Origin of the sequence: Flavobacterium sp. FlaQc-28 (genome assembly GCF_044007415.1) — a bacterium.
Lineage (GTDB): Bacteria > Bacteroidota > Bacteroidia > Flavobacteriales > Flavobacteriaceae > Flavobacterium.
The window spans coordinates 236,309-253,915 of sequence record NZ_JBIPCM010000005.1 but is presented as its reverse complement, the minus strand read 5'-3'; the positions used below and the strand labels follow the sequence as shown (position 1 = coordinate 253,915).

General features: G+C 32.1%; 20 protein-coding genes and 1 pseudogene. All 21 read left to right on the top strand.

Annotation, left to right across the window (positions count from 1 at the left end; all coding sequences use genetic code 11):
• The first annotated feature begins 133 nt into the window (after nucleotides 1-133).
• The 21 genes and pseudogenes from ACHRVL_RS14870 to ACHRVL_RS14770 all read left to right on the top strand — a co-directional run bounded on the left by ACHRVL_RS14870 (nucleotide 134) and on the right by ACHRVL_RS14770 (nucleotide 17,491).
• Complete coding sequence (locus tag ACHRVL_RS14870) at nucleotides 134-1,030, top strand: M43 family zinc metalloprotease (RefSeq protein ID WP_149207271.1); 897 nt, start codon at nucleotides 134-136, stop codon at nucleotides 1,028-1,030.
• Between the two features lie 207 nt (nucleotides 1,031-1,237).
• Nucleotides 1,238-1,534, top strand: a pseudogene (gene trxA, locus ACHRVL_RS14865) (thioredoxin); the annotation flags it as partial.
• A gap of 9 nt (nucleotides 1,535-1,543) precedes the next feature.
• Nucleotides 1,544-2,065, top strand: coding sequence for a peptide-methionine (S)-S-oxide reductase MsrA (msrA, locus tag ACHRVL_RS14860; protein ID WP_149208504.1), 522 nt, complete (start codon nucleotides 1,544-1,546; stop codon nucleotides 2,063-2,065).
• A 97-nt stretch (nucleotides 2,066-2,162) separates the two neighbouring features.
• The gene (locus tag ACHRVL_RS14855) at nucleotides 2,163-2,510 is read left to right on the top strand and encodes a hypothetical protein (protein ID WP_149207270.1); all 348 of its coding nucleotides are present in this window, start codon (nucleotides 2,163-2,165) and stop codon (nucleotides 2,508-2,510) included.
• Nucleotides 2,494-3,423, top strand: coding sequence for a VPGUxxT family thioredoxin-like (seleno)protein, type 2 (locus ACHRVL_RS14850; RefSeq protein ID WP_149207269.1), 930 nt, complete (start codon nucleotides 2,494-2,496; stop codon nucleotides 3,421-3,423). Before ACHRVL_RS14855 ends, ACHRVL_RS14850 begins: the two co-directional genes overlap by 17 nt.
• Nucleotides 3,424-3,469: 46 nt before the next feature.
• Entirely contained in the window at nucleotides 3,470-4,480 is a 1,011-nt protein-coding gene (locus tag ACHRVL_RS14845; protein ID WP_149207268.1) for a sodium:calcium antiporter, read from the top strand.
• 22 nt (nucleotides 4,481-4,502) lie between these two features.
• A complete protein-coding gene (locus ACHRVL_RS14840) occupies nucleotides 4,503-5,048 on the top strand; it encodes a hypothetical protein (RefSeq protein ID WP_149207267.1) in 546 nt (181 codons plus the stop codon).
• A complete protein-coding gene (locus ACHRVL_RS14835; protein WP_149207266.1) occupies nucleotides 5,014-6,498 on the top strand; it encodes a BCCT family transporter in 1,485 nt (494 codons plus the stop codon). The genes ACHRVL_RS14840 and ACHRVL_RS14835 overlap by 35 nt, the downstream gene beginning before the upstream one ends.
• The gene (locus ACHRVL_RS14830; protein WP_149207265.1) at nucleotides 6,495-7,745 is read left to right on the top strand and encodes an acetyl-CoA C-acyltransferase; all 1,251 of its coding nucleotides are present in this window, start codon (nucleotides 6,495-6,497) and stop codon (nucleotides 7,743-7,745) included. The genes ACHRVL_RS14835 and ACHRVL_RS14830 overlap by 4 nt, the downstream gene beginning before the upstream one ends.
• Nucleotides 7,746-7,751: 6 nt before the next feature.
• On the top strand, nucleotides 7,752-8,696 hold the full coding sequence (locus tag ACHRVL_RS14825) for an L-histidine N(alpha)-methyltransferase (protein WP_149207264.1): 945 nt from the start codon (nucleotides 7,752-7,754) through the stop codon (nucleotides 8,694-8,696).
• On the top strand, nucleotides 8,693-9,358 hold the full coding sequence (locus ACHRVL_RS14820) for an aspartate/glutamate racemase family protein (RefSeq protein WP_149207263.1): 666 nt from the start codon (nucleotides 8,693-8,695) through the stop codon (nucleotides 9,356-9,358). Before ACHRVL_RS14825 ends, ACHRVL_RS14820 begins: the two co-directional genes overlap by 4 nt.
• A 19-nt stretch (nucleotides 9,359-9,377) precedes the next feature.
• Nucleotides 9,378-11,009: an L-glutamate gamma-semialdehyde dehydrogenase gene (gene pruA, locus ACHRVL_RS14815; RefSeq protein WP_149207262.1), complete on the top strand. Its 1,632-nt coding sequence runs from the start codon at nucleotides 9,378-9,380 to the stop codon at nucleotides 11,007-11,009.
• A 9-nt stretch (nucleotides 11,010-11,018) separates the two neighbouring features.
• A complete protein-coding gene (locus tag ACHRVL_RS14810; protein WP_149207261.1) occupies nucleotides 11,019-11,849 on the top strand; it encodes a helix-turn-helix domain-containing protein in 831 nt (276 codons plus the stop codon).
• Nucleotides 11,850-12,050: 201 nt separating this feature from the next.
• Nucleotides 12,051-12,506, top strand: coding sequence for a peptide-methionine (R)-S-oxide reductase MsrB (gene msrB, locus ACHRVL_RS14805; RefSeq protein ID WP_392389470.1), 456 nt, complete (start codon nucleotides 12,051-12,053; stop codon nucleotides 12,504-12,506).
• A 16-nt stretch (nucleotides 12,507-12,522) separates the two neighbouring features.
• Nucleotides 12,523-12,978: a peptide-methionine (S)-S-oxide reductase MsrA gene (gene msrA / locus ACHRVL_RS14800; RefSeq protein WP_149207260.1), complete on the top strand. Its 456-nt coding sequence runs from the start codon at nucleotides 12,523-12,525 to the stop codon at nucleotides 12,976-12,978.
• A 20-nt stretch (nucleotides 12,979-12,998) separates the two neighbouring features.
• Nucleotides 12,999-13,538: a peptide-methionine (S)-S-oxide reductase MsrA gene (gene msrA, locus ACHRVL_RS14795; RefSeq protein ID WP_149207259.1), complete on the top strand. Its 540-nt coding sequence runs from the start codon at nucleotides 12,999-13,001 to the stop codon at nucleotides 13,536-13,538.
• Nucleotides 13,510-14,127, top strand: coding sequence for a peroxiredoxin (locus tag ACHRVL_RS14790; protein WP_262410434.1), 618 nt, complete (start codon nucleotides 13,510-13,512; stop codon nucleotides 14,125-14,127). The genes msrA (ACHRVL_RS14795) and ACHRVL_RS14790 overlap by 29 nt, the downstream gene beginning before the upstream one ends.
• 99 nt (nucleotides 14,128-14,226) lie before the next feature.
• Nucleotides 14,227-15,297, top strand: a complete 1,071-nt coding sequence (locus ACHRVL_RS14785; RefSeq protein ID WP_149207258.1) for a bifunctional methionine sulfoxide reductase B/A protein — start codon at nucleotides 14,227-14,229, stop codon at nucleotides 15,295-15,297.
• Nucleotides 15,297-15,572: a GNAT family N-acetyltransferase gene (locus ACHRVL_RS14780; protein ID WP_262410433.1), complete on the top strand. Its 276-nt coding sequence runs from the start codon at nucleotides 15,297-15,299 to the stop codon at nucleotides 15,570-15,572. The genes ACHRVL_RS14785 and ACHRVL_RS14780 overlap by 1 nt, the downstream gene beginning before the upstream one ends.
• A 15-nt stretch (nucleotides 15,573-15,587) precedes the next feature.
• A complete protein-coding gene (locus tag ACHRVL_RS14775) occupies nucleotides 15,588-16,469 on the top strand; it encodes a transglutaminase-like domain-containing protein (protein ID WP_149207257.1) in 882 nt (293 codons plus the stop codon).
• 47 nt (nucleotides 16,470-16,516) lie between these two features.
• Entirely contained in the window at nucleotides 16,517-17,491 is a 975-nt protein-coding gene (locus ACHRVL_RS14770) for a glycosyl hydrolase (RefSeq protein WP_149207256.1), read from the top strand.
• The last annotated feature ends 116 nt before the right edge of the window (nucleotides 17,492-17,607 follow it).

Sequence of the window (17,607 nt, the reverse complement as noted above, 5' to 3'; positions counted from 1 at the left end):
ATAATTGTCATATAATTTAATCCTAAAATAGTACCTCCCCGTTAAAAGATTTTTTTTTTAAACTGTGAATTGACAATTAGCACGAAGAGAATGTTACTATAATAATTAAAACTCATAAAGAGTAAGTATTTTCATGTTTACGTTAAGAAAAATAGTTGTTTTTTGCTACATCCTTCTATTGGGGGTTCTCCTATTTAAACTTGTTAGAACCCAGACAAATCAAGAATCTCAATGCGGGACCGAATTTTGCACTGCAACAGCGGCAAAAGAAATTAACGCATTAATTAATCAAAAAACAGAATCAAAAAACACGATGATATTTAAAATTCAAGTTGTTTATGGCTCGGTGGAGATTAAAGATTTATCAGAAAACAAAATAGATGATGAAATAAAAAAATTAAACCAACTTTTTGCTGTTTCGAAGATAAAATTCATTTTAAATAAAAGACGATTGATTAAAAAAACAAATCTTTCAATAGATGAATTTTATTTCAATACAACGGAAAAAGAGAAATACATAGCAAAACTTGAAAAGAATTATATAAATTTAATTTTTGTAAAAAAAGGGGATGATTATTCTGGGTTTACCGCTATTCCCAAAACTTCATTTTTACGGTATTTGGCATTAGAGAACTCATTTAATAATATTTTTATTTCTGCAAATCTTGAATATCCTTTAGGAACCATTGCACATGAATTTGGGCATTTTTTTGGTTTACAACATACTTTTGGATCAAACCTTGAGTCATATTCAACTAAGGAAAAAACAGAATTGAATAATTGCAATACAGAAGGTGATTTTATTTGTGATACCCCTCCAGATAACAATACTGGAGCTTTTTCTAATTGTGATATTGTCATAAAACTTGATGGAAACAATATTGAAAAAGATTTTGAGTATCCTCCTGTACTAAATTTTATGAGCTATTCACCTAATAAATGTAGGACAGAATTCACACCAATGCAATATTCCTTAATGGAAAAATTTGCTCTAACATATAGGAAAAGACTGATTATGGCCAACTATTAATTAATTTATTAACAAAAATGCAGATTACTCAAACTTTAATTTGATTATATTTAATGCAATATCATTTTGCTCTTGTGGAATTACAATAATGAATTTCAAAAGTGAAAAATTTGCAAATAAATAGGAATTTCAAAAAAACAATAAAGATTATAATGGCGGTATCTTTGCATTGTAAAACAGTAATAACAATCCTTAAAAAACAAATAAATGATAATTAACATTTCAAACAAAGAAGATTTTCAAACTTTATTAAAAAGTGAAAAGCCAATTTTATTAGATTTTTATGCCGATTGGTGTGGACCATGTAAAGCATTACTCCCAATTGTAGAAAAATTAGCCGACAAACACAAAGATGATTTTGCAATAGCAAAAATTAATGTGGATAACAATGGAGAACTTGCTCAAGAATTTGGGGTAAGAAGCATACCTGCTTTGTTTTTTTTGAAAGATGGGAAAATACAAGAACGCTTAGCAGGGTTACAGCCAGAAGCTGAATTAGAAAGTAAAATACAAATGTATTTGACTAAAACAAACTCAGACAATTCAAGTTTAAAAAAAGCATATATCGCCGGGGGCTGTTTTTGGGGAATGGAAGACCTTTTTAGAAAAAGACCTGGTATAAAAGATACTGAGGTAATTTATTTAGGAGGTCAAAATGAAAACCCAACCTATCGCAACCATCCAGGACACGCAGAAGGAATTGAGTTGACTTACGATTCATCTGTAACCAATTTTAAAGAAATACTAGATTATTTTTTTAGAATCCACAATCCAACAACTGTTGATAGACAAGGAAACGATATTGGAAGTAGCTATCGCTCTGCCATTTTTTTTCAAAACGAAGAAGAAAAACAACAAGCGCAAGAAGTGATAGATTTGGTAGACCAAACTAATAATTGGGGTGCAAAAGTTGTAACTACACTAGAGCCATTCACAAAAGCTTGGCCTGCTGAAGAATACCACCAAGATTATTTAGAAAAAAATCCAAACGGATATACTTGTCATTTTGAAAGATTTGGCACTTTCCTTAAATAAATCCCCAATTAAAAGCTAAGTGAGAAAAACACTTAGCTTTTAAATTTAATTCCACTATGAACAAATTATATAACTAAAAACAAAAAGTAACTTTATTTTGGACGAAAGGTTCTTCGAAAAATTTATTCCCCACTTAGGATTTAGCTACATCAGCAAACAACAAAGTAATAATTCTAATGTTTTAAAATTTGTTGGAGGGTTAGATTTAGGTGTTCTTTACCAACAGTTTTATATCGTTGTTTTCCTTAATCAGGAAAAAATTACGCTGGAGGAAATGCTTTTTGTGAGGAATGAAATGAGTAAAAATATAGATAAAGGGCTTATTATAGCAAACGCTATAATTACTCGCGAGGCAAAAAAAAATTCTCGCAAAAAAAATGAAGTCCCTATCGATTTTATTGACTATAATGAATTAAAAAAAAGGACAAATGAATTTGAACACTGAAAAAACGAACCCCAAAAGTCAAAATATAGAGCTAGGGAAAGTCACTTGGTTTAGAGATTATAACTATGCTTTGCATCTAAGTTCTAAACTATCTAAACCAATACTATTGTTTTTTCAAGAAATTCCAGGATGTAGCACTTGCGTGAATTTTGGGAGAGAAGTACTATCTCATCCTATAATGGTTGACATTATTGAAAATGAGTTTATCCCATTAGCCATTTATAATAACAAACCGGGGATTGATGCAGACATACTTAAGCGTTATGACGAACCCGCATGGAACAATCCTGTCGCTCACTTTGTTGATCAAAATGGGAAAGATATCGTTCAAAAGTTAGCAAACAATTATCACCCCCTTTCAATGCTAGATAAAATAATTGAGGCGCTACGAGGAATAAAAGTTGAAATTCCGGAGTATATCTTAAATTTTAGGAAAGAATTACAAATCCATTATGGGTTTACCAAAACAACGATCTATGAAACGCCTTGTTTTTGGTCTGGAGAGACTTCATTTGCTTTGAATGATGCTGTTTACTCTACGATGGCTGGATTTATTGGTCACAAAGAAGTGGTTAAATTAGAGTACGACCCTACAAAAACAATATTAGAAGAACTAAATGAATATGCACTCGCTCAAGGCTTTTTTTTAGTTGAGAATCATAAACCGTTTCGTATCGATAAGGACCCACAATATTACCTTAAGAAAACGAATTTTAAGTTTTTGCCTTTAACGTTAGCGCAAAGAACTGCCATTAATCTAGCGCTCCCTTATAAAAAAGATGCTAAAAAATACTTAAGCCCTACGCAATTAATGTGGTATAACCACAATAAGCTTTCCGAATTAAGTCATCCAAAAGCCTATGAATTAAACATTGTCCAGTCTTGGGATTTTTTAACAAATCAAATAAAATAAGTATATTTAATTTTTCTAGACCTTTTTTTAATTTAAATCAAACATTATGCTTGAAGGATTTAACATCTCCACACAAATCATTATATTTCTCCTCTCTGGAAGTATAATTTGGTATTTTAGTCATAAGTTATCACATATTGTTGACTTTTTAAATGATGAATTTAAATTAGGAGCTGCATTTGGGGGAACCATTCTACTTTCATTGGTGGTCAATTTACCTGAAGTTGCCATTGTAATTAAAGGGACTTTGCAAGGGGATACTTCATTAGCCATTGGGAACATTTTAGGAGGCATTGCAATTCAAACGGTTTTATTAGGCTTTTTTGATTTTATGACTCGAAAAGAAGCGCACCCCATTACAACAATAACATCAAATACTAACGCCATTTCACAGGGCATTTTTTTAGTCCTTATTCTGTCTCTTGTGATTCTAGGCTCGCAACTGGATCAGATGCATGTAAACTTGAGAATTTCGCCAATAGAAATCTTGATAGTTATTGCTTGGGTTCTTAGTTTGCTAACTTTAAAAAGATGTGAAGCAGGGAACTTAATACCTATGCCAGAGATTAATCCCGAGCATGGAATAAAATATAGTAGAAAAAAAGCAATTTTTTATATGATGCTCATTTCGATAATTATCTTATTCTTTGGTTACATCCTTGCTGAAACAAGTGAGCAAATTGCTACTCATTATCAAGTTTCTGGAGTAGTATTTGGTGCAACAATTCTCTCTTTAGTTACCGCATTACCTGAAATATCTGGCGGATTAGCATTTATAAAAACGAAAAAGTATAATATCTTAGTTAGCGATATTTTTGGAGGAAATTCATTTTTACCGTTATTATTTTTATTGGCAAATATTTTAAATAGCGCATCAATTCTACCAGAAGCGAGAAAAACCGATTTGTACCTCACAGCCCTATCCATGATACTCACACTTACCTTTGTCCTAGGAATGGTCATAAAATTCCCTAAAAGATATTTTGGAATTGGCTTGGATTCTTGGATTGCTATTGTTATTTACATTACAGGAGTTTTTGGATTATACTTTATATAAAAATTAATACCCACCATATATTATGAAATTAAACGAAAACAATCTGCTAGGAGCAGTAAATGAATTACGAGAAAAAGGATATCAGGATAATTATGAAGTAAGAGATGAACATCTTATTTGCACTAACACAAATAAGAAGGTAGCTGTTGATGAGTTCGATGTAGAAAATGGATTTCAATTTGAAATTTCTGAAAATGCGGTTGATTCACAATTCTTGTTCACCATAAATGATAAAAAATCTGAAAAAAAAGGATTATTAATTGATTTAATGGGAGAACATTATTATGACGATTCTATGATTTCTAAGAAATTGAATATTCCTATCGACACGTACGTGTGTGATGATCCTGTCCCTATGAAATATGGGATGAGAAAAGTTTTTAAAGAAGAATTTAATGCCAATCCTGATAATTTTGAATTGAGACAAGGATATAGTAATATGCCAGCTTGCCCATTTGGCAACAGTTTTAAAGCACTTGGATATGATAAAACAAAAAAAGAATATGTATGGCTTGTTACCAGCATCATAAAAGATGAAAGACTTAATAAGAATGAGTTTACAAAATAAAATAGCATTGAAAGGGAATAAATTATTTATATCTGCTCTACTTTTTAGTTTCGCGTTTTGTTTAATTGGTATTTTGTTCCCGAAAAATGTGGTTGGGGGGCTATCATTTGTTAACGCTTTTATACTTTCTAAGTTTAGTATATTTTATCAATACTTGGGACTAATCATCGTATTAATTTCAGTCATTGTCTTCTTTGTCCCGTTTAGTAAAAATAAACTTGGAGCAGAACCTCCAGAGTATTCATTTTTTTCATGGATAGCCCTGCTATATAGTACTGGTATGGGATCTGGTCTTTTGCTCAGAGCCGTCCAAGAACCTATGTTTTATTATCAAAATTCGCCCGTTCAGGGAATTGAAAAAAAATCTTTGGCTTTACAATATACTTTTTTCCATTGGGGACTTACACCATGGGCCATGTATAGTCTTTTTGGCTTAATCGTTTCTTATGGATTGTATATCCAGAAAAAAGAAAATTTTTTAGAGGCTATTACTGGATTTTCCCAAAAGAATTATGTAAAAGTAGTAATCCCTGTTTTTATTATTATAATTACAATTGCTGGCGTTATCGCATCATTAGGATTAGGAACAGGGCAATTTATAGCGGGAATTAATTATTATTTTAAATGGAATCTAGGCTACATAAGCTTGTTGCTTACTGCTCTGTTTATAGGTGTTGTGGGAACTTTGTCGGCGCTTACAGGAATTTCAAAAGTAATAAAATATTTAGCTGATTTCGATGTTATTGGCTCATTAATTCTCCTGATATTCGTTGCTTTGTTTCTCGATTTTGGTGAATTCGCTACAAACATGGCAAGCGCATTTAAAAGGTACATTTTACATTTCTTTGAAATGAGTTTATCCATTGGAGATTACCACGCTTCTGAAGATTTTACTAATAATTGGACCGTTTTTTATTGGGCCTTTTGGCTTGCTTGGGTTCCTTTTACAGGTATTTTTATTGCAAGAATTTCTAAAGGGAGAAGTATAAGAGAATATCTAATTGCAACTATTTTTATTCCAGCGATAGCCAGTATGTTTTGGTTTTCTGTATTTGGGAATAATGCTTTTGGAAAGGTTAAAGATTTTTCGGACCCCATTTTTAAAGATGTTTTCTCATCTATGTTTGTGTTTTTAGAGCTTCACCCTTTTAGTTCCATAACTGTTTTATTAGCAATCGTGCTTATTTTGATTGCTATTATTAATTCGGTAGATTCTGCCATATATGTTCTTTCAATGTTTAGTGATGGAGGGAACGAAAACCCTTCTAAAAATCATAAACTTTTGTGGGGTGCAATTATAACCACCACTTCTATCGGTTTAATGGCGTTGGGGACTGATGATTTACTCAACGCAATTAGTAATTTACTAATCATTTTTGCTCTCCCATTCAGCATTTTATACATTTATATGATTACGCTTTTCTTAACAAAATATTTCAAAAAGACATGAGAATAAAAAATGAAATTTGGATAGCCGCTGGCCTTAGAACTCCTTTTGCAAAAGCAGACAAAGAGTTAAACTCTTTCTCAGCTTTAGATATGTCTAAAGAAGTTCTAAACAAAATGAAAAATCAAAGTACACAATTACCCAATATGGTTGTTTGGGGAAGCGTAGTCCCTACCTTAAAATACAGCAATTTGGGGCGAGAAATAGTTATGGACTCAGATTTGCCAGAAGAAACCATTGGTTTTTCTACTGTTTTAGCCTGCAGTAGCTCACTTCTTGCCGCTATTGAAGCCGCGAGCATGATTACTGACGATGAAATTGCTATTGCTGGAGGGGTTGAATCTTTTAGTAATGTACAAATTGGTTTGAACGATAAATCATCGCAATGGTTAAAAAAAATAAGTACTGCTAAAAAGCTTTTAGAGAAGACAAAATTACTCCCTGGCTTCTTTTCTCTAAGAATACAACCGCCGGCCCAAAAAAACAGAAGTACTGGGAAAAGTATGGGTGAGCATGCAGAAATCACTGGGCAAAGACTAGGTATCAGTAGAATAGAACAGGATAAACTGGCTATTGATAGCCATACTAAATACTTTCAAGCCAAAGAAAAAGGCTTTTATAGTGATTTAATTTTCCCCGCTTTCGGATTGTCGAGCGATACAATTCCAAGAAAAGACACTTCCATTGAGAAAATTCAAAACTTAAAACCAGTTTTTGATTTTACGGGGAAAGGAACCATTACAGCAGGGAATTCTTCTTTGTACACTGATGGCTCTGCTGCTGTTTGGATTGCAGGGAAAAAGGCAATAAACAAAATTAACTCTCCGTACAAAGCTAGGTTTGTCGATTGGGAAATGGCAGGAGTAAATATTGAAGAAGAAGGGATTTTAATGGCTCCAACTGTAGCAATTTTAAAATTATTATACCGGAACAACTTAAAATTTGATGATCTTGATTTGTGGGAAATCCACGAAGCTTTCGCTTCACAAGTTCTTGCAACCATAAAAAAAATTCAAGACAAAAATTTTACAAAAAAATTAGGAATTGATTTCGATTTTGGCCCCTTCCCTATGGGAAAATTAAACCCTAACGGAAGTAGTATTTCAATCGGTCATCCATTTGGTGCAACAGGCGCAAGAATTTTAAGCCAATCAACAAAACATTTAACACAATTAGGGACTGGAAAAAAAGCAATCATCAGTGTTTGTGCTGATGGCGGTTTAGGGGCTGTCGCACTCATAGAAAATTAACAAAAAATGAACGAACAATTTAAAAAAGACATTCTACAAGGACTACAAAATCCAACGCAAAAAAAATTACCTTCTCGCTATTTTTATGATAAAAAAGGAGATGCCTTATTCCAACAAATTATGGCGCTCCCTGAATATTATCTTACCAGAGCTGAAATGGAAATTTTTGAAACAAAAACCGCTGAATTAATAGAAAGTTTAGGTTTTGATAATCAAAATCAATTTGATGTAATCGAATTAGGTGCTGGCGATGGAACCAAAACCATTCATCTATTAAAAGGATTAACAAATCGTAATATAGATTTTCAATACTTACCAGTAGATTTTTCTTTAAATGCGCTACAAGGACTAGAAAAATATTTGAAACAAGAAATCCCAAACTTGATAATTAAACCTAACAATGCTGATTACTTTAAAGCACTTGAAAATATAAAAAAAGACAGCAGGATAAAAATAGTTTTTTTTCTTGGTTCCAGCATTGGTAATTTAGATGATGAAATGGCAACAGAATTTATTTACCAATTAGGGTCTCACCTTAGTAAAGGGGATAAAATATTATTAGGTGTAGACCTAAAAAAGAGCAAAGATGTTATATTGCCGGCATACAACGATAGCCAAGGGATTACTGCAGAGTTTAATCTAAATCTACTTGATAGGATAAACAATGAATTAGGTGCAAATTTTGATAGATCAAAGTTTGTTCACAACCCTGTTTATGATGAAGAAGTGGGGATGGCAATAAGTTATCTTAAAAGTTTGTGTGACCAAAGCATTGTCCTAGATGGGAAAATAATTAAATTCACAAAAGACGAACTAATTCATACTGAAATTTCGCGGAAATATGATGATACGATAATGCGTAAAATACTATCTAAAACAGATATGAGATGGGAGTATAAAGTTACTGATTCTAAAAAGTTTTTTGCAAACTATATCTTAGAAAGAAAATGATAAACAAACTGGGGATACTTGGGTTAGGGACCTCATCTACTCTACACTATGTAGATGAGCTCAATAAAAAATTTCTACAAAAATTTGGGGGATATAGTACTTGTCCATTCATAATGGTTAACACAAATTTTAATACGATAAATCCCTTTTTGCCAGATCAAGAAATCGATTTGTATAAAAATCTTTTACCCTACTTGTACTTCATAGAACAAATAAGCATAAAACACTTGTTGGTTCCTAATATTACCATTCACGAAGTTTTAGATAAAATTTTAGAGAAACATCATTTTAGCTTTACCCTAATTCACCCTGTTAACCTTATTATTGCTAAATTAAATAAAAATGCAGTTACGAAAGTAATAATCCTTGGAAGTCTATACACAATGCAAGGGAACTACATTCAAAATTTGCTCCAAGAAAACAAAATAACAACAATTGAACTAGACATAAAAGATCAAAAAAAAGTTGATGATTTAAGGAAATCTATTTACAACGAGGATACTGGAGACTCCTCACTTTTAGAAAACCTCTTAAAAAAACATCCAAATGTAACCTTTGTCTTAGCTTGTACAGAATTGTCGCTTTTAAAGTATAAAAGTCCTTACATTATTGATCTCCCAGACTTACAATTAGATAACGCAATAACATTATTTAAAAACTAATCTATAAAATAAAACAATTATGGCAAATGCATATTTTACAATTAAAAAACCCTTTAACGAACCAGTTAAAAATTACGAGCCAGGAAGCTCTGAGCGTAAAGATTTACTAAAAGCTTTAAATACGCTTAAAACTACAGAAACAAAAATACCTATGTATATAGGAGGAAAAGAAGTAATTAGTGAGGAAAAAAGCAACATTTATTCCCCTCACGATCATAATCAATACTTGGGGTATTTTTACAAAAGTTCAAAAGAACATATCACGCAGGCTATAAATGCAGCTCTCGAAGCCAGAGAAAAATGGGTCGAAATGCCTTGGGAGCAAAGAGCAACTATATTCTTAAAAGCTGCTGATTTGATGGCAGGTAAATACAGAGCAACCTTAAACGCGGCAACCATCTTAGGCCAAAGTAAAACAATTCACCAATCTGAAATTGACAGTGTATGTGAATCAGTAGATTTTTTAAGATTCAACTCTTATTTTATGTCACAATTGTATCAAGAGCAACCGGAGTCAAGTGATGGCGTTTGGAACAGAATGGAATGGAGACCTTTGGAAGGTTTTATTTATGCCTTAACTCCTTTCAATTTCACTTCCATAGCTTGTAATCTCCCAACAAGTTGTGCATTAATGGGTAATGTTGTCGTTTGGAAACCAAGCAATTCTCAAGTTTATACCGCTAAAATATTAATGGATATTTATAGAGAAGCAGGAATTCCTGACGGGGTTATTAATCTAATATATCCTTCTGGCCCCGATGCTGCCGATGTTATCTTTGAACATCCTGATTTTTCAGGCATTCACTTTACTGGAAGCACTGGTGTTTTTCAAAATATCTGGAAAACCATTGGGACCAATATTCATAAATACAAGTCCTACCCTAGAATTGTTGGGGAAACTGGCGGGAAAGATTTTATTGTAGCACACAACACTGCAAACATAGATGCATTGGTTACGGCGATAATTAGAGGTTCTTTTGAATATCAAGGGCAAAAATGTTCAGCTTCTTCTAGAGCTTACATCCCTAAAAGTATTTGGCCTACTGTAAAAGACAAGCTTATAAAAGAAATGAGCACAGTAAAAATGGGAAGCCCAGAAGACTTTACTAATTTTATGAGTGCTGTTATCGATCAAAAATCATATGATAAATTGTCATCTCATATTGAAGCGGCAAAAAACAACCCAGAAATAGAAGTTGTTTTTGGAGGTGAACATTCAAATGAAAAAGGATATTTTATTCAACCAACCATAATTTTAACCAAAGATCCAAAATACGTAACGATGTGTGAAGAACTTTTTGGCCCATTACTAACTATCCATGTCTATGATGATCTTAAGTTTGAAGAAATTTTAGATATTGTAAATTCGACTTCTATTTACGCTTTAACTGGAGCTTTTTTTGCTGATGACAGAGAAATAATAAACATAGCGAATAAAAAACTAACAAATGCTGCTGGGAATTTTTACATTAACGACAAACCTACAGGCGCAGTTGTAGGGCAACAGCCTTTTGGTGGGGCTAGAGGTAGTGGGACTAACGATAAAGCGGGATCGAAAATTAATTTATTGCGTTGGACATCTGCTAGAACTATTAAAGAAAACTACACGCCTCCAACAAATTATAGATACCCATTTATGAATCAAGAATAAGTATAGTATATGTTTTTTAAAGGTAAATTAGACGAGTATTTATTTGTGTCCGAAATTGTCCCGGAGCGAAAATATATGTTCAACACAGATTTAAAAAAAGGTTTAACTATATTATGGAATACTGGTGCAAAATTTAATCTTACGATAGACAACATTCCGTATGAAATAAATACGAATTGCTTTGTGTTTTTAACTGCTTTTCACAAAATAGCCGATTTTGATTTCGAAAAATTACGAGTAATTCAATTCAACCAACCGTTCTATTGTATTGAAAACCATGATAGTGACGTTGGCTGCAAAGGATTACTTTTTTTTGGAGCATCTAGTGTCCCTAAAATAGAAGTAAAAGACAACATTTATGCCTTTAATCTCATCTGGGAAGTGCTTGAAATGGAAATTGATCAGCATGACAGTTATACTTTAGAGATGTTAAAAGCTATACTAAAAAGGGTGCTAATTCTTTGTGTTAGAATTTATAAAAAACAAAATTTTACTCTTAAGGAAGATTCTAAAGCAATTGGACTAATTCGTGAATTTAATTTTCTTGTAGAAAAACACTACAAAACGCACACCACTGTTGCTGCATATGCAGATATGCTTTTTAAAACCTCTAAAACATTAGCGAATCTATTTAAAAAGCATATAGACAAAACGCCGCTAGAAATCATCAATAATCGTAGGTTATTAGAAGCAAAAAGATTGCTTAACTACACAGACTTTCACATTCAAGAGATTGCAAACGAACTCTCTTTTAATGACGTACAATCGTTTAGTAGCTTTTTTAAAAAACAAACGAACATGTCCCCTACTGAATTCAGAAACAACACCAAGGGAGTTTGAAACAAAAATAAGGAAGTATAAACAAATACTTCCTTATTTTATTTTATAATTTTACTACTGCAAATCAACATTATAAATATACAAATTCAAAAAACTCTAGACGACCTTAAGGAATTATAGACAATCATAAAGGAAATTTGAATTATATATTTTAAAGAGATTGGATGTAACTTTGTATAACAAATCAAAATACATATAATTATGGAAAATAAAATAATAAACTGGGCAGATGTTATTAGATTCGCGAATAAAGGCAACTTAACTCCAGATAGAAGAGTTGAAAAAACAGATGATGAATGGAGAAATCTATTAACTGAAGAACAATTTTATATCACTAGAAAAAAAGGAACGGAAGCTCGTTTTTCAGGAGAACATTGTTCTCGACATGAGCCTGGTGTTTACAATTGCATCTGTTGTGACACACCTCTTTTTGATTCTACCGAGAAATTTAACTCTGGAACTGGATGGCCAAGTTTCACCCAGCCAATAAAAGAAAATGCAATTAAATACGAAAAAGATGGAGCGTTTGGGATGATTAGAGTAGAGGTTATGTGCAACGTGTGCGATAGTCATTTAGGGCATGTTTTCCCTGATGGCCCAAATCCAAGTGGATTACGCTACTGCATTAATTCGGTATCTTTAAATAAAAGCGAATAATAAGAAAGGAGTATTTATGAAAAATTTACAAAAAGCAACATTCGGAGGAGGTTGTTTTTGGGGAGTTGAAAAATATCTCCAAGAAATTCCAGGAGTAATCGACGCAGTTTCTGGGTATGCTGGAGGAGATTTTATTGACCCAAGCTATTCAGATGTGTGCGGAGGAAGAACTGGACATGCCGAAGTGGTAGATGTTGAATTTGATACAAATCAAATTAATTATGAAGCCTTACTAAATTTGTTCTTAAAAAAATATGGAACGACGTCCGACAGTAATAAAACTTCTATTTCTCAGTACCGATCGATTGTTTTATATCGAGATTTAGAACAAAAAAACACAATAGATAAAGTTTTTGAGGACTACAAGAATAATAGTAAAGATTTAACTACTCAAAGCATAAAATTAGAACACTTCTATCCCGCCGAAGACTATCACCAAGATTATTATGGTAGTTGTCGTATTAATGAATAATTAAACAAGAAGTTTCAACCATGAAAAATAAACAAATCGCAACATTTGGAGGTGGATGCTTCTGGTGTATAGAGGCAGTGATTCAGAGATTAAAGGGCATTGAAGAAGTTGTTTCAGGCTATGCAGGAGGGACTTCTAAAACACCTACCTATCGAGAAGTATGTAATGGTGATTCTGGGCATGCAGAAGTAATTCAAGTAACTTTTGATTCAGAAATATTATCATACGAAGAATTGTTAATCATTTTTATGACAAACCATAATCCTACAACGTTGAATTATCAAGGAGCTGATTATGGGACGCAATATAGATCGGTTATATTTTATCATAATGAAGAACAGAAGTTAATTGCAGAAGAAGTTATTAAACAACTAAACCCATTGTTTGGGAACAAGATAGTTACCGAACTTGGCCCAATGGAAAGCTTTTACCCAGCTGAAGAATATCATCAAGATTATTATAATCGAAATACCTACGCGGGGTACTGTCAGGCTGTTATTACACCTAAAATAACAAAACTAAAAAAAATGTATGCAGACAAAATTAAAGAAAGTGCTTAGTAGATATTTTTATACAACACTTACGATCTTGCTATTCATTAGTTGTACAGAAGCACAAAAAAAAGAAAATTTTAATATAAAAGGAAAAAAAATGAACACAACAAAATCATACGGAATAGAAGGGCTTAAAGCTCCTGAATGGAATATTAAAGATTGGGTAGATGGAAATGGAAATAAAATAGCACCCATTAATTTATCTGATTTAAAAGGAAAATTTAAAGTTATTTATTGTTTTCAAAGCTGGTGCCCAGGGTGCCACAGCATAGGGTTGCCATCTCTACAAGCAATGACCGAAGCGTTGAAAGATAACGATAATGTGAAATTTCTAGCAGTGCAAACCGTGTTTGAAGGCTCAAGTAGCAATACTTACGATAAAATGTTAGAAGTTCAAAAAAAATACAACTTAAAAATTCCATTTGCTCAAGACAATGGAGACGAAAGTACTAGGAACATTTCTAATATTATGTATAATTATAGAACAGGAGGCACTCCTTGGTTTATATTTATTGATCAAGATGATAATGTAATATTCAACGATTATCATTTAAATACAGAAAAAGCAATTGAATTTTTGCAAACAATAAAATAGTTTTTTCATAGTAAGTTTAGGTTAATTGGAAGTATCCCTCCGAGGGTAAAAACTTGGAGGTTTGCTTTAAAAAATAATAATTACAAAATAAAAAGAATCATGAAAAATAGAGATAATTTTATAAAATTTGTAATGATGGTATTTGTTACTCTCACAATACAATCATGTGCACAAAGCACTTCAAAATCTGACGGAGATAAAATAAAAAATTTGGCAGTAACCTCTGTAAACAAAACAGAAGACCAATGGAAAAAGGAACTAACTCCCCAACAATACTATGTATTGAGAGAAAAAGGAACAGAAGCTCCTTATACTGGGGAACTTTTGATGAACAAAGAAAAAGGTGTTTATAAATGTGCTGGCTGTGGGAATGAACTTTTTACAGATAATATGAAGTTTGACTCTCACTGTGGTTGGCCTAGTTTTGACCGTGAAATTGCTGGAGGTAAAATCACAACAAAAGAAGATAGAACGCTAGGCATGTTAAGAACTGAAATTAATTGTGCAAAATGTGGTGGTCATTTGGGGCATATTTTTGACGACGGGCCAACTGATACTGGCAAAAGATATTGTGTAAACTCAGTTTCTTTAACTTTTGAGCCTAAACAAAATAAAATTGAAAAACCTAAAAAAGCACAATTAGAAACCATCACTTTAGGCGGAGGATGTTTTTGGTGTATCGAGGCTATTTATGAAAAATTAGAAGGAGTAAAATCTGTCGTATCTGGGTACGCAGGCGGCACTGTATCAAATCCTACCTATGAAGAAACCAGTTCTGGAAAAACAGGGCATGCAGAAGTTACTCAAATAACTTTCGACAAAAATAAAACTTCTGTTGAAGAAATATTAAAAGTTTTTTTCACAGTTCATGACCCTACAACTACAAACCGCCAAGGGGCTGATGTAGGATCACAATATCGATCAATTATATTATATAATAACCCTGAACAAAAGAAAATTGCAGTTGACATTATAAATGCTTTAAATAATGAAAAAGTGTACGATAACCCTATTGTGACACAAGTAATGCCTTTAACTGGATTTTATAAAGCCGAAAATTATCATCAGGATTATTACACAAATAACAAATCACAACCTTATTGTGAAATGGTAATTCAACCAAAGTTAGAGAAATTTGAAAAAGTGTTTAAAGATAAAATTAAAAAGTAATGATCATATCAAATATAGAGCATCATCCAGAATTTAGACTGTTTGTAATGAAAGTTGGGGATGATTTTGCCAAAATAGAATATACAGAAAGAGACAACTGTTATTATTTAGTTCACTCAGAAGTTCCTAAGCATCTTAGAGGGCAAGGGATTGGGAAAATATTGGTAGAAAAAACATTTGAGTACCTCCACAACCATAAAATAAAAGGAATTGCTGTTTGTTCTTACATAAAAGCAATTGTTGATAGAAGCGAAAAACTTAAAAAAATTTCATAAAGAAAGGAATAAATTATGAAAACTCTCAGTTTTGATAAAAACAAAATAAAAGCATTAATACAGCTATTAGACGACCCTAACAATGAGGTTTATGATTTGGTGGAAAAAGAAATTCTTTCTGGAGGTAGCGAACTTATTCCGTATTTACAAGAAGGATTTGATCACTCAAATAATGAGCTTCAAAAGACTCGCTTAGCAACATTATTAGATAATTTTAAATTAAACCATTTGAAAAGAGAAATCGTTAAATGGAGTAAAAACGAAACTCATGATTTACTTAAAGGGTTGTTGCTAATCGCGAAATTTGGTTATCCAAGCTTAAGTGAAAATGAAATAACAAAAACAATACAATTGCTTGCACAAGAAATCAAACCATTAGTTGAAAACAAAAGCAACTATGAAATTATGCAAGCAATGAATATGGTTATCTTAGACAATCACAAGTTTGGAGGAAATTATAAAAACTATTCTGGAATCAACAATTCCTTTATTAATAAAGTTATTGAAGATAAAGTAGGGAACCCAATTATGATTTGTGTAATATACCTGTTGGTTGCAAAAGAGTTAAACATCAACTTAATAGGAATTAACTCCCCTAAGCATTTTATCATGGGAATTTTAGAAGAAACGGGCAAAGACATATCTATTTATAATGATGAACTTATCAATCAAATAGATTTTTATATTGATCCTTTTTTTCAAGGTATATTTTATGGCAATGACAAATTTGACGAGTTCTTAAAAGAAATTAATTTTAATTTAAAAGATAAAGTTTTATTGCCTGCTACAAATTTAGACATTGTTAAACGAGTAATGAATAATCTAATATACGCCCTTCATACTAGTGGCGAAAAAAAATCAGCAACTGATTTGCTAAAAATTGTAGATTTGTTATAATGTAATTGTTAGCTGTAAATTCACCTAACACTACAAAACAAGCGACAATGAAAAAAACAATAACAGCAATAACTCTACTTCTTTTCTTTTTAACAACAAACTGTCAAACAATCAAGGAGAAGAAAAATAAAGAGAAATATACGCCAAGCGTTGAAAATCCTAGAAAGGTATTAATAGGTTTTAATCAAAATTTCTCGATGATGCCAAATATGAATGAGGCAATATATAAAAACATTCAACTATTAAAACCACAAATGCTACGTTACCCAGGTGGTACAGTTACCCATAGTTGGAATTGGAAAGAAGGAGTTATAATGACAAGAAAAAACAAGTCAGTTCACCCAATTGTTGAAATTAAAACTTTGACTGATTATACAAACGCTGACTTTGTTTTTGTGTTAGATATTTTGAACAAAACCCTATCAGACCAGATAGAGATGCTAACCGCAATTGAAAAGTTAGGTGTGGAAATAAAGTATATTGAATTAGGGAATGAATTATATGCTCAAGATGACAATTATAAAAAAGTATTCCCAACAGGAAAAGATTACGCTTTAAGAGTTAATGAATGGCTTCCTGAACTGAAAAAGAAGTTCCCAAATTCAAAAATTGCAGCACTTTTATTAGGCAGAAAAGTTAAAGAATCTAATGATAGAATGTATAACTGGAATAAACAAGTGGTTGAAAATACAATAAATAAAATAGATGCCTACACATATCATATTTATATAAATGAAAACAAAACATTTGAGGACAAAAAATCTGAATTTATCTCGGTAACTCAAAAGGCAAACACAAAAGACAAAGAACTTTGGATAACAGAATATGGGAATAATCAAGATAAGTCTAATCCAAATTACTATGATGAATTAACCAAACTCGCTGACTTTGTAGAAAATTATCCTAATGTGACAATTGCATTAAATCACCAAATTATAGACGGAACCAAGAACAAATTAACGGCTGATGGAATAGACTTTGTGGAAGAGGGAAAAATGTTTTTAAAACGAGTGAACAAATAAAAACACAGCTACCGAGCAGTCATAATATGTAGGTTAAAGTACCACTATGGAACACTTAAACCAGGTTTTCAACAGAAGTAATTTTATTAAGCCTTTGTACTAAAATTCCGTGACAT